This is a genomic window from Niveispirillum cyanobacteriorum (assembly GCF_002868735.1).
In the GTDB taxonomy this organism is placed as follows: domain Bacteria; phylum Pseudomonadota; class Alphaproteobacteria; order Azospirillales; family Azospirillaceae; genus Niveispirillum; species Niveispirillum cyanobacteriorum.
The window spans coordinates 3,343,271-3,355,820 of sequence record NZ_CP025611.1; the positions used below are offsets into that span (position 1 = coordinate 3,343,271).

Here is a 12,550-nt window from a genome sequence, read left to right on the forward strand (position 1 = left end):
GAACGTATAGAATTTATACACAACAAGCGATGGCGCCGGATGGATCAGGGGTTTCGCGGATAATTTCTCTTCCGCCCCCGATGTTTCGAGACCGGGTGCCGCACAGGACAGGGCCGGCCTTAACGGCCCTTCAAGGGGAGGTTCGAGATGTCTATGCGTGCGCAATTATCGTGGCGTCCGTCCTTGCTGGCCGTGGGTCTGGCGCTTCTTTCGGGTGCGCTGCCGGTAGGCGCGCAGGAGAAGAAGGCGGATGCCGGGCCCATGCTGGATGAGATCGTGGTGGTCAGCCAGAAGCGGGCGGGTGCCGTGGATGTGCAGGCCGTGTCGGTCGCCATAACGGCCTTCGACGCCAACGCCATCGAGAAGAGCTTCGCTACCGATCTGGTGGATGTGGGCCGCATGGCGCCGAACATCCAGCTCAACCAGTCGGGCACCTTTGGTGGCTTCTCCAACTTCTTCATCCGCGGTATCGGGTCGTCGAACACGATCCGCACCGTGGACCCGGCTGTCGGCACCTTTGTCGATGGCATCTATATCGGCTTCGGCCCCGCCTCCATGCAGGACACGTTCGACATCGCCTCGGTCGAGGTGCTGCGCGGGCCGCAGGGCACGCTGTTCGGCAAGAATGTGACAGGCGGCGCAGTATCGGTACTGTCCACCCGCCCGACCGGGGAACTGGGTGCCGATATCAAAGTCACCTATGGCAATTATGACCGCATGGACGTGTCGGCGGCGGTGCAGTTCCCCATCATCGAGGGTGAGTTGGCCGGCAAGATCGCGGCCATGTCGAAAAGCCGCGATGGCTATTTCAAGAACCTGACGACGGGCCGGACCAAGCCCGATGTCGACACCTCCATCCTCCGCCCGACTTTCCGCTGGACGCCCAATGAGGTGCTGACCGTCGATCTGATCGGCGAATATTACCGTGACAAGGGCGGGTCATCGGCGTCGCAGAACCGGGACAGCCGGGTCAATCCGCGCATGCTGTTGGTCAATGGCCAGCTGGTGGCCTCGCCCGCGACCGTGCAGCGCGTGTTCGGTTATACCCCGCCCACGGACAAGTATGACATCAACCATAATGACCAGGGCTATGTCGATACGAGTGCGGGCCATGGCATCATCGATGCCAGCCTGGATCTGGGCCATGGCATCGTCTCGCTGGTCACCGGCTATCGCGAGGTGAAGTTCAACTCCTCCACCGATTTTGACGGCTCACCCTATGTGGTGTTCGAATTCCCGGACAACCGGGAGCGTCAGCACCAATATTCGGGCGAGCTGCGTTATGCGTCGAACTTCTCCGATACGGTCGAGTTCACGGCGGGCCTCTATTACTTCACCCAGGAAATGTACATTGCCGAACGCCGCGCGGCCTATGCCAGCGGCCCGGCGACAGCCCCTGTCATTTCCCGTACCGTCGGCATCGCCAAGACGGATGACAGTTCCTACGCTGTCTTCGGTCAAGGATCGGTGAAGTTCACCGATCAACTGTCACTGATCCTGGGTGGCCGCTATACGGTGGAAAAGAAGGAGATCGAACTCTGCCCCTTCAACGCCGCCCTCTATACCAGCCTGAATTTTGAAGCCTGTCCTGTCACGCGCCTGAACGGCGACGACAAGTGGAACAGCTTCTCGCCCAAGATCGGCCTGGATTATAAGGTCGATGATGATGTGCTGCTCTATGCGTCCTGGACCAAGGGCTTCCGCTCCGGCTCCTTCAATGCCCGCGCGACCAATGCTGCCGTGCTGGGGCCGGTGGATCAGGAGACGGTGTCCTCCTATGAGGCGGGCATGAAGAGTGAGCTGATGGGGCGGCGTCTGCGCCTGAATACAGCGGCCTTCCTGTCGGATTACACCAATATCCAGCGCACCGTGTCCGATACCGTCATCGTCAATGGTCTGCCGACAGTGACACAGGTGCCGCGCAATGCGGCCTCTGCCACCATCTGGGGCCTGGAACTGGAAGGGTCGTTCCTGGTCACCGATGCCCTGACGCTGGATGCCTCGCTGGGCTACACCAATGCCGGTTATGACAGCTTCGCGAATATCGATACGAACCGGAACGGCGTGTATGAGCCGGCCATCGACGGGCCCATCGCCAAGGATCTGAAGTTCGAGCGCGTGCCGAAATGGCAATATGCCGTGTCGGCCAGCTATGAAGTGCCGGTGTCGGACACGTCCTCGCTGCGCTTCCGCACCTCCTATACCTGGGTGGATGATCAGTTCATCGATACGCTGAACAGCCCGTCCCTGGCGCTGGGTTCCTATGGCCTGTGGGATGCCTCGGTCAGCTATTCCCTGAATGACAGCTACACCGTCTCCCTGTTCGGGCGTAACCTGAACGATGCTGAATATTATGATTTCGGCTTTGACGGCGGCACACACCGCGCCGTCTGGGGTGGCACGCCGCGTACCTATGGCGTGGAATTGTCGGCGAAGTTCTGAGGCAACGTCCCGTAGGTCAGGTCGAGGCGTCAACCGAGCCCTGACAGATCAGGCATGAGGCTTGTCGCGTCAGGGCTCGCTCCGCTCGACCTGACCTACGGCCAAGAGGGAAAACCCATGGCAACGACCCTGACCCTGGAACAGCGTATCGCACGGCTGGAGGCGCGGGCCGAGATCAATGATCTGGTGGCCCGGTATGGTCTGACGGTCGATGACCGTGACCTGGAAGGCTTGGCCGACCTGTTCACCGAGGATGGGGCCTTCCGGTCCAAGGACGGGGTTCTGGATGCGCGCGGCCGGGCGGCGGTGATTGAGCAATATCGCGGGCGGTTCGCGGCGCTCGGTCCCTGCAACCACTTCACCCATGACAAGATCATCGCCTTTGACGATGCCGACCCGGACCGGGCCACGGGTATCGTCACCTCCCATGCCGAGGTTTGGCGCAATGGTCAGGCCATGCTGACGGCCCTGCGCTATCAGGATGAGTATCGGCGCGGGGGTGATGGCAAATGGCGCTTCGCCGACCGGCTTCTGACCTTCTTCTATTATCTGCCCGTGACGGAATATGCCGAGGCGCTGGGCGATCCGCTGCGCCAGCGTGCTTATGGCGACCGTCGCCCGGCCGATTTCCCGGAGGCGCTGCCGACTTGGCGGTTGTACCACCAGCAGGGGGGGAATGCCGACTGATGACCCATAGCCTGATGTCCGGCACCGATGCGCCCGAAACCAAGGCCGCAGCCCGGCCCGTGACGCGTGACGGGCTTTACGCCTGGTATGTCACGATCCTGCTGACGGTCGCCTATGCGGTTGCCTTCGTGGACCGGCAGATTCTGAATTTGCTGGTGGAGCCGATCAAGGGGCAGTTCACCCTGTCGGACACGCAGATCAGCCTGTTGCAGGGCCTGTCCTTCACATTGGCCTATGTGCTGATGGGGCCATTGTTCGGGCGTTGGACGGATATCGGCAATCGCCGCACCATCATCTGGACCGGGGTCACCATCTGGTCGGTGTTCACCATCTTCTGTGGCCTGTCCCAGACCTATTGGCAGCTGTTCGGGGCGCGCATGGGCGTGGGCGGGGCGGAGGCTTGCCTGATGCCGGCGGCATGGTCGCTGCTGTCCGATTATTTCAGCAAGGATAAGCTGCCGCGCGCCATGAGCATCTTTCTCATGGGGCCGTATCTGGGCGGCGGGCTGGCGCTGATCTTCGGTGGGCTGGTCATTCAGCAACTGGGCCATGTCGGGCCGGTGGATGCGGGTCCCTTCGGCCTTCTGGCGCCGTGGCATCTGGCCTTCATTGTGGTGGGTCTGCCAGGGCTGCTACTGGCGGCACTGATGCTGACGGTACGGGAACCGCCACGGGCCAAGGCCGCGGGCCGGGTGGAGCAGGAACGTTTTACCCTGTCCCAGATCTGGCGCTTTCTGGCCGACCGTCGGGCCTTTTATGGTGCCTTCTATGGTGGCATGTCGCTGCATGTCATCGCGCTTTATGCTTTCCCCGCCTGGATTCCCAGCTTCCTGATCCGCCATTATGGGGTGTCCATGGCCTCGGTCGGTCTGGAATATGGGGCCTCGGTGCTGATCGCCGGCTCCCTGGGCGTGTGGTGTGGGCCTTATGTGGCGAAGTTCCTGGCCGGGCGCGGCTATGTCGATGCGGCGTTCCGCACACCTGCCCTGACCACGCTGGGCGTGGTGCCGTTTGCTGTGCTGCTGCCCTTCTGCCCGACCTATGAGTTGGCGCTGGCGGCGGCGGTGGGGGTGACGTTCTTCTACACGCTGCCCATGGCAATGGCGGCGTCCTCCATCCAGATGGTGACGCCCAACCGCATGCGCGGGGTTGTTTCCTCCCTCTATGTCTTCACGGTTTCCATCGTGGGCCTCGGTCTGGCCCCCACCTTCATCGCGCTGATTACCGACCGGTTGTTCGGTGATCCGGGCATGGTGGGCTGGTCGCTGGCCCTGGTCTGTTCGGTTTCCAGCATTGGTGCGTCGATCCTGATGCTGCGCGGCCTGGGTGCCTTCCGGGCGGCCCTTGCCGAAGGGGAGAAGTCGAAGTGAAAGTTCTTGTCTTCGGCGCCACGGGCGACCAGGGCGAAGCGCAGCTGCGCCGCCTGATTGCCGCAGGCCACACGCCCATTGCCGTTGCGCGTGATCCGTCGAAGCTGGGTGTTGCCGGCGTGGACAGCGTGGCAGCGGATTATCGCGACCCCGACAGTCTGGCCCGCGCCCTGGACGGGGTGGACGCGCTGTTCATCACCATGCCGTCCACGTCGTTCCAGGCTGCCGACCCTTTGATCCGTGCCGTGGAGGCCATCGGAAAGGCCGCAGCGCGGCAGGGGCTGCGCATGGCGGTCTTCAACAGCTCCATGATCATTAAGGATGAGAAGCGGGGCTTTGCCGCCCATGATGCCCGCTGGGAGATGCGCGAAAGGCTGCGTGACAGTGGCGTCCCGACAGTCTCCATTCAGCCCGTGATCTATTTGGATAATCTGCTGCGGGCCTGGGCGCGGCAGCACATCCTGGAAGAGAACCGCATCTTCTATCCGCACCATCCCGACCTGGATGTCTGCTGGATCTGTCAGGATGATGTGTCGGACCTGATGATCGCGGCATTGGACCGGCCGTCCCTTGCCGGCCGCGCCTATAATGTCGGCGGGGTGGAGGGTATCCGGGGGCCGGATCTGGCCCGGCGGTTGGGTGCTGTGCTGGGCCGGCCTTTGCGGTTCGACCCGCGCCCGATCCCCGATTTCTGTGAGGCCATGGCCGGCGTGTTCAAGGATGTGACGACGCTTGATCGTGACCGCCTGACCGGTGAGCTGCGCCGCATCTATGAATGGTACAATTTCGGGGAGGAGAAACCCTTCTCCGTCGATATGGCGCCAATCCTGGCCGACCTTCCCGTGGCTCTGACGCGTCTGGAGGATTGGGCAGCGCGTCAGGATTGGCACATCTGAACCGCATCTTTCCTCCTCCGCCTCCCATGTTAATCTGGATAGCTAGGCAGTGGCGTCCAGACCGGCATAGAGTGCCGGCACCGGTGGGGAGGGGTGGTGATGATCCTGATTGTCGAGGATAGCGAGGAACAGCGCATCATCCTGTCGGCCATCATCGCCCATTCCAACCTGGGCCCTAGCCAGACCGTTGGAAGTGCCGAGGAAGCGTTGCAGGCGTTGGAGATTGACAGGATAGATGGGCCCGCACCCGATGTGCGCGCCATCCTGATGGATATCATGCTGCCCGGCATGGACGGGATCAGTGCGGCTGCCCGGATCAAGGCCAATCCGCGTCTGGCGCCGATCCCCCTGATCGTCATATCGGCGCTGGAGGAAAGTGAAAGCCTGGCCGCCGCGTTTGCCGCCGGTGCCGCCGATTACATTGTGAAGCCGGTGCAGCCGGTGGCGTTGGCCGCACGGCTGCGCACCACACTGCGCCCGCCGGCTGGGGCGCGGCTGAAATCGGTGGATTGCCGGCAGGCGCTGGACGGGATTTTCGTGTCCGGCGTGCGCCTGGATGTCTCCATCGCCGACTGGCCGGAACTGAAGCTGGAATTGGGCCAGCATGGCGCCGACGAGATCCGGGAAAAGCTGATCGAGGCCTTTTCATCCGTGCATGAACGGGCCGACAAATGGGTCTGCCGGGCGGGGGAGGGCGGTTTCTCCCTGCTGGTGGCGGGGGAGGAGAATGGCGGCGGCCTGTTGCAGCTGGCCGAGGAAATCGCCTGCGACATGCCCTGGCCAGAAGTGCGCGTCACCCTTTGCCCGGTGGGGGCGGCATGAGCCCGGACGATATCGGCAAGACCGTCGCGGCCCTGGTTTCCCGCCTGCCCACGGGGGCGGCTCGCCTGCTTTATGGTGAACTGGCCGGCGCGGGAGAGGCGAATGCCAAGATTGCCGTTGTCCGCCGCGCCCTGGTGGAGCGGATCAACGCCTCGCGGCAGCAGCATGGACGCCGGCTGTTCACGCAGCTGTTCGAACCGTTCATCACGGCGGACATGGAAATGCTGCGCCCCGGCCATTCCGGCATCGGCGTGCTGCACACCGTCGATATCGGTGCCGTCTGGACCCAGGCGGCGGCGGGTCCGCTGGTCAAGCTGGCGGCGGAGATCGAGGCGAAACTGCCGTCGCTGGTGGCCGAACGGCCACTGGATCTGGTGCTGTCTCTGCCCGAAATTCAGGGACTGCAGGAGCAGGCCCGGCGTGGGGTGCTGGAATGGCTGACCGGTGATGCGGCCCGGCTGCACAAGGTTTTGATTGCGCTTAACAACTGGCGGACCGCGGAGCTGCGCCGGATGGGGGCGGATTTCACACCGCGTTCCCTGACGACGGAAGATTTGATCACGATCCGCGGCGCCCTGATCCATGGCGCCTCTCTGCGGCCCATCGCGCAGGCAGTGCTGGCCGATAGCGGGTCGGCGGAAACCATGGTGGAACTGGCCGGCAGCTTCGCCCTGCACCCGATCCAGTCACTGACGACGCCCGAAGCGCGTATGGCAGCCTATCTGGTGCCGCTGTCGCTGCTGCACCGGCGGCGCGCCTACCGGTCAGTTGTGCCGTTCCTGCTGGATGGGTCGCCCACGGTGCAGGCCCGCATTCTGGAGGCCATGGATAGCCATTTCGCCCGCATCTGCGCCCGGATCGGCAAGGAGGCGGGGATGCTGGCCGGGGCTGGACAGCCTATCAAGGGGCCGCTGGCCGCCACCACCCTGCGCCGACTGGTGTTGGGGGAGGAGTTGGGCCATCTGGACGCCATCCTCAGCATCTATGAAGAGTTTGAGATTCTGGACGATCCGCGCCTGGGTGCCCAGGCGCGCGATTATATGGACCAGATGGTGAAGGCAGTGGAGCGCACGCTGTACCCCGCCCTGATCGACCGTTGTATCGCGGCGGGCCGTGCGGTTGAACGCGCGCTGCCCGATCAGGATGCACTGGAATGGGCGCTGGGCCTGTGCGTGCGCTGGCGTACCGTCATTGGCCGTGTCATGCATTGGGGAACGGGTCACAGCAATTTCAAGGAACAGGTTCTGGAACTGGCCAAGGCCGGTTTCCAATCGGCCCTGTCTGACCCGCGCGCCCTGTCCCCGTCCGACCGTCTGGGTCAGGCGGTGCGGATGCTGCAAATCTCCAAACCGCTGGGCGGCGGGGCAGAAGGTTGGATCACCCTGCTTGACAAGGGCTTGGTCCGAACCGTCAGCGACCGGTTGCGGCACGAGGACCCCCTGCGCGATGGTGAGCGCGATCTGGCTGCCGCTCTGATGGTGCTGGTGCGTGACGAACTGCGCCGTACACGCCATTGGCGGGATACGGGACTGGTCGCGCTTGACGAGCTGGCGCTGGCGGCGGGACTTTGAGGGGTAGCTTAACTACGCCTTTCGGCAGAGTTGCCTAAAGCCTGAATCGATCCAGCTCAGATTGTATTGGATTTTACCTATTCTTCTGGATACGCGGCCCCCTGTGGTCAGCGTAGCCATCATCCCTTAGTTATGATGACACGTTGATAGTTCATTTTATTCCTTCCTGTTCAAAAGGTTAGTGCCTATCCGAAAGGCTCGGGTTTCTTCACCTTTCCCGCCGCTTCCCCCCATCGACCAAGGTTTCCCCGCATGTCCCAGACGATCATCCCCGTCATCCTGTCCGGTGGCAGCGGTACGCGGCTGTGGCCGCTGTCGCGTGAACAATATCCCAAGCAGTTCCTGCCGCTGGCCGGCAGCCGCAGCCTGTTGCAGCAGACGGTGGAACGCTGTCTGGCCGCCGGTCTGGGCACGCCGATCCTGGTGGGGGCGGAGGCGCATCGTTTCGTGCTGGCCGAGCAGTTCCGCGATATGGGCGTCACCCCGCGCGCCCTGGTCCTTGAACCCGCCGCGCGTAACACGGCACCCGCCATTGCTGCGGCCACGCTTCTGGCGCGGGAGATTGACCCGGATGCGCTGCTGCTGGTCCTGCCCGCCGATCATGTGATCCGGGATGGTGCGGCCTGGGCAACGGCGGTCGGGGTTGCGGCCAAGGCGGCGGCACAGGGTCATCTGGTGACCTTCGGCATCAAGGCGGAAACGCCGGAGACGGGGTTCGGCTGGATCCGCCCCGGCGTGGTGCTGGACGGGATCGAGGGTGCCTTCAAGGTGGACCGTTTCGTTGAGAAACCCGCCTTGCCCAAGGCAGAGGAATTGCTGCGCGAGGGTTGTTCCTGGAACAGCGGCATGTTCCTGTTCGCGGCATCGGCCATGCTGGAGGAATTGACGCGGTTTGAGCCGGCCTTGCTGTCGGCGGTGGCCGCGTCGGTCGCGGGCCGGGCCAGCGATCTGGATTTCGTGCGTCTGGCGGCGGACGCCTTCAAATCCGCCCCGTCGGTCAGCATTGATGATGCCGTCTTTGCCCGCACGGGACGTGCGGCCACCGTTCCCTGTTCCATCGGCTGGTCCGATGTCGGGTCCTGGTCGGCGCTGCATGAGGTGGTGGAGAAGGACGGGGACGGCAATGCCACGCGCGGCGACGTCATCCTGCGCAATTGCCAGGGCTCCTACGTTCGCACCGACGGGGTGCTGACGGCGGTCCTGGGCCTGTCGGATGTCGTGGTGGTGGCCACCTCCGACGCTATTCTGGTGGCGCACAAGGATGCGGTGCAGGATGTGAAAGGTGTCGTTCAGAAGCTGAAGGCCGACAGCCGCAAGGAGGCCGAAAGCCGCCCCCGCGTCTATCGTCCCTGGGGCTATTATCAGTCGGTGCATGCCGGCGACCGATTCCAGGTCAAGCGCATTACGGTCAAGCCCGGCCACAAGCTTTCGCTGCAAAAGCATTTCCACCGCGCCGAACATTGGATCGTGGTCAATGGAACCGCCCTGGTCACCCGCGACGGGGAAGAGATACTGGTCCGCGAGAACGAGTCCATTTACCTGCCGCTGGGTGCCGTTCACCGGCTGGAAAATCCCGGCAAGGTGCCCCTTAACCTGATCGAGGTGCAGTCGGGTTCGTACCTGGGCGAGGATGATATCGTGCGCCTGGAGGATACGTATGGGCGGGCGTGAAGAACCTCCGGGGTCACCGCCTGAAGTGCCGCTTCATCACCGCTTCCGCCGGCTTGCCCTGCAAGGTGAAGTCGGTGTCCTGCGGGCCGCCGGCGTCGGGATCGCTGAACCAGCGCCAGAGCAGGACATCGCGCAGCCCTTGGCGGTTAAGGGCGGTCAGCCAGTGATCCAGCACGCGGGCCTGCACATCTGCATCGGGATGGGCGTCGCGTTCTTCCGGGCTTTCCCAGGGTTTGGCCTGTCCGCCAGCGGCGCTGCGCAGGCCCAGTTCGCCAATCCAGAGCGGGCCTTGTCCGGCCAGCGCCGCCGCCAGCGCCTCAATCCGGCCCACCAGACCGGCATCATCATCGCCAAGCGGTGGGTAGAGGCTGATGGAGGGGATGTCCAGCAGGATACGGAAGGGCAGGCGGTCCAGCTCCCCGTCCCAATGAGCGACATAGGTCACGGTACCCCGGAACCGGCCCCGCACATCGGCGATGATGGCGGTCCAGGCGGGATCGTCACTGACGCCGCGCAGTTCGGTGCCCAAGGCCAGCGCATCGGCCCCTTCCTCCTGCGCCAGACCGGCAAGGTCGAGAAGCAGCGCGCGGTAACGGCGCAGCCATTCCGCCTGATCGGCAGCGTCGCTGAATTCGATCGCCCCGGCCCAGGTCTGTGGTACCCAGACATGGGGCTTCACCAGGACCTTCAGGCCCAGGCCCCTGGCCTGACGAATGCCGGCGCGCAATTGGTCCAGGCTGACGGCGTCGCCCAGCACGATGTGCGGGTCGTTGGGACCCGACTGCCAGAGGAACGGGATCAGGGCAACGGCATTGCCGCCCAGGTCGCGCAGATGCCGCAGGGAGCGTTCGCAGGCGGGAGAACCCAGTGGCGCGTCGGGCGTTGCGATCAGGTTCGCACCCCGCCAGGGCGGAGAGCCTGCACCAATGCACGCCGCTGGCAGCAGGCCCAGCCCCGCCAGACCCGCCCCGAGTTTCAGAATGCCACGCCGCGAGGCGTATCGTTCCCGCCGCAATCCGCAACCCTCCGCCCTTTCACCGCCGGACGCCATCGGGCACCGGCCACGGCCCCCTGTCAATGGTAAGCCCCATGCGCCACGCCCTGATCGCCGCCCTGTTCACCGCAACCGCCCTGGTCGCCCCGGCCCTGGCTGCCGATCCGGCAAAGCCGGGGACCCGCAGCGTCACGCTGCGTGACCTGGGCTATCCGGATGGGGTCACCCTGTCCGGCATCTCCGCCCGACAGGATATCTTCTTCCCCTTGCCGGCCTGGGTGCCGACCGATAATCTCCAGCTTGATATGAAGCTGGATACGGCCTTGGCCGAGGGGCAGCGCGCATCGGTGCAATTGCTGCTGGATGATCAGCCGCGCTGGGCCGGGGCCTTGAAGCCCGGCACCCATGCGCAGTCGGTTGCGGCCAGCCTGAAGCGGACCGATCTGCGGCAAGGTTTCACCAAGGCCACCATCGCCTGGGGCGCGCAATGGACCGATAATCGCTGCGTCGATCAGCGGCTGCCCGGCGGTTTCGTCACCCTGTCGCCCGACAGCGCCGTGACCTACAGCATTGACCCGGCAAAGATCGACAGCGTGCGGGCCGCGTGGTCGGCGCTGGGGCCGCGCGTGCATCTGCTGCTGCCGGCGGGCGATCTGACGGTGACACAGTTCCAGGCGGCGGTGAAGCTGGCGGGTGACCTGCAACGGCAGGGCCGCATCGTCACCTTTGACCGGTTGCCGACACCGGGCGTCATCTCCACCCTTTCCGTACCGCCCGCGACGACCGGCAGCATCGTCATTGCGACCAAGGCCGAGGTGGAGGCGCTGGGCGCCGCTATCCGCGCGCTGCCGGGCAAGGACAAGCTGTGGAGCCTGCGTGATGGCGGGGCCGGTGCCGACATCGCCCTGCTGCCCATGGCCGAGGGCATGGCGCTGGCCCTGCTGGACGGGATCGACGGCGAGAAGGTGCGGGTCCTGACCGATGGCTGGTCGCCGTTGGCGGATACCAGCGCCAATACCATTAACGCCGCCAAGCCGCAGCCCGCCAGCCTCATCGGCAATGACGGCATTCCCTTTGCCGTGCTGGGCCTGGGGCAGGGCGTCCAGGAACTGGTGGATCGGGCGGAATGGCCGCTGCGTCTGGATTATGCCCAAGTGCCGCAGGGACAGCGCCCGGCCGCCCTGGAGATTGAGCTGGCGCCCGGCAGCACCATGGGCGACAAGCCGCAATTGCTGCATGTCTTCGTCAATAACACCCTGCTGCGCAGCGTTTCCCTGCCTGATGGCGGCAAGGTGCAGCGCATTTCGGTGCCGCTGCCCGATGGTCTGCTGGGCCGGTCCAATGCTATCCGTATCGTGTTGCAGCGGCAGGCATCGGGCGGGGATTGCCGCGAGGCACCGCTGGCCAGCCCGGCGCAGATTCTGCCAGGCAGCCGCGTCACCCTGACCCCCGACAGCACCAAGCCCGCCGATTTCTATGCCCTGTCGCCTGCCATGGCCAAGGGGGCGACCCTGGTGGTGACGCCGGATCACTTGAAGGATGTGGCGGCGGTGAACCTTGCTGCCCGCATCGTGGCCGATCTGGTGCCGGCGCAGGCGCCCCTGTCGGTGATCGTGGGCGATGGCAAGGCAAAGCCCGCCACGCCCTTCATTCAGCTGCCCGGTGCCAGCCTGCCCGGTAAGCCCGACCTGCCGGTCCGCCTGGATGGCGGGGCCGTCTCGGTCAAGGACCGGTCGGGGCAGGCCCTGCTGGATGTCACGGGCACCCATGGTCTGATGACGGCGCAACTGGCCAGTCTGGACGGTACGCCGGGGCTGGCGCTGGCGACCAGTGATGGTCGTATTTCGCCCCTGATGCCACGTCTGGCGTTCGATAAGGGCAATGTCGCCTTCGCCGACGACACAGGCCTGTTGATGGCCTTTGATACGGTTCGCGACCGGGCCGTGCGGGTCGTGGTGGCCGATGATGCCGGCTGGGCCGATTGGCTGGACCGGTTCCGCATCGTGCTGGTGCTGGGTGCCTGGGGTCTGTTAACCCTGGTCGGTGTCGGTTCGCTTCGCCGCTGGTATCGCAACCGTGCGCCGAAGGCTTGATCCG

The 12,550-nt window shown here is 64.6% G+C and carries 9 protein-coding genes; 8 read left to right on the plus strand and 1 reads right to left on the minus strand.

Annotation, left to right across the window (positions count from 1 at the left end; all coding sequences use genetic code 11):
• Positions 1–147: 147 nt before the first annotated feature.
• From C0V82_RS15635 to C0V82_RS15665, 7 genes are all read left to right on the plus strand, one after another.
• Positions 148–2,442 (plus strand): TonB-dependent receptor, encoded by a 2,295-nt coding sequence (locus tag C0V82_RS15635; protein ID WP_102113086.1) that lies wholly within the window; start codon positions 148–150, stop codon positions 2,440–2,442.
• Between the two features lie 117 nt (positions 2,443–2,559).
• Positions 2,560–3,129, plus strand: a complete 570-nt coding sequence (locus C0V82_RS15640; protein WP_102113087.1) for a nuclear transport factor 2 family protein — start codon at positions 2,560–2,562, stop codon at positions 3,127–3,129.
• On the plus strand, positions 3,129–4,499 hold the full coding sequence (locus tag C0V82_RS15645; protein WP_102113088.1) for an MFS transporter: 1,371 nt from the start codon (positions 3,129–3,131) through the stop codon (positions 4,497–4,499). Before C0V82_RS15640 ends, C0V82_RS15645 begins: the two co-directional genes overlap by 1 nt.
• Positions 4,496–5,395 (plus strand): SDR family oxidoreductase, encoded by a 900-nt coding sequence (locus C0V82_RS15650; RefSeq protein ID WP_158659960.1) that lies wholly within the window; start codon positions 4,496–4,498, stop codon positions 5,393–5,395. Before C0V82_RS15645 ends, C0V82_RS15650 begins: the two co-directional genes overlap by 4 nt.
• 99 nt (positions 5,396–5,494) lie before the next feature.
• Positions 5,495–6,217: a response regulator gene (locus C0V82_RS15655; RefSeq protein ID WP_102113090.1), complete on the plus strand. Its 723-nt coding sequence runs from the start codon at positions 5,495–5,497 to the stop codon at positions 6,215–6,217.
• Positions 6,214–7,788: a hypothetical protein gene (locus C0V82_RS15660; protein ID WP_102113091.1), complete on the plus strand. Its 1,575-nt coding sequence runs from the start codon at positions 6,214–6,216 to the stop codon at positions 7,786–7,788. Before C0V82_RS15655 ends, C0V82_RS15660 begins: the two co-directional genes overlap by 4 nt.
• A 252-nt stretch (positions 7,789–8,040) precedes the next feature.
• Entirely contained in the window at positions 8,041–9,459 is a 1,419-nt protein-coding gene (locus C0V82_RS15665) for a mannose-1-phosphate guanylyltransferase/mannose-6-phosphate isomerase (protein ID WP_102113092.1), read from the plus strand.
• A gap of 13 nt (positions 9,460–9,472) precedes the next feature.
• Here the strand turns inward: C0V82_RS15665 and C0V82_RS15670 are convergent, their stop codons facing one another.
• Positions 9,473–10,474 (minus strand): glycoside hydrolase family 113, encoded by a 1,002-nt coding sequence (locus C0V82_RS15670; RefSeq protein WP_102113093.1) that lies wholly within the window; start codon positions 10,472–10,474, stop codon positions 9,473–9,475.
• A 74-nt stretch (positions 10,475–10,548) separates the two neighbouring features.
• Between C0V82_RS15670 and C0V82_RS15675 the strand changes: the two genes are divergently transcribed.
• Positions 10,549–12,546 carry a cellulose biosynthesis cyclic di-GMP-binding regulatory protein BcsB gene (locus C0V82_RS15675; RefSeq protein ID WP_102113094.1) on the plus strand — a complete coding sequence of 666 codons (1,998 nt, stop codon included), beginning with the start codon at positions 10,549–10,551 and terminating at the stop codon, positions 12,544–12,546.
• The last annotated feature ends 4 nt before the right edge of the window (positions 12,547–12,550 follow it).

Coding starts and splice junctions, on each gene's coding strand:
- C0V82_RS15665 (WP_102113092.1), top strand. CDS start 8,041: ATGTCCCAGACGATCATCCCCGTCATCCTGTCCGGTGGCAGCGGTACG.
- C0V82_RS15640 (WP_102113087.1), top strand. CDS start 2,560: ATGGCAACGACCCTGACCCTGGAACAGCGTATCGCACGGCTGGAGGCG.
- C0V82_RS15675 (WP_102113094.1), top strand. CDS start 10,549: ATGCGCCACGCCCTGATCGCCGCCCTGTTCACCGCAACCGCCCTGGTC.
- C0V82_RS15660 (WP_102113091.1), top strand. CDS start 6,214: ATGAGCCCGGACGATATCGGCAAGACCGTCGCGGCCCTGGTTTCCCGC.
- C0V82_RS15635 (WP_102113086.1), top strand. CDS start 148: ATGTCTATGCGTGCGCAATTATCGTGGCGTCCGTCCTTGCTGGCCGTG.
- C0V82_RS15655 (WP_102113090.1), top strand. CDS start 5,495: ATGATCCTGATTGTCGAGGATAGCGAGGAACAGCGCATCATCCTGTCG.
- C0V82_RS15645 (WP_102113088.1), top strand. CDS start 3,129: ATGACCCATAGCCTGATGTCCGGCACCGATGCGCCCGAAACCAAGGCC.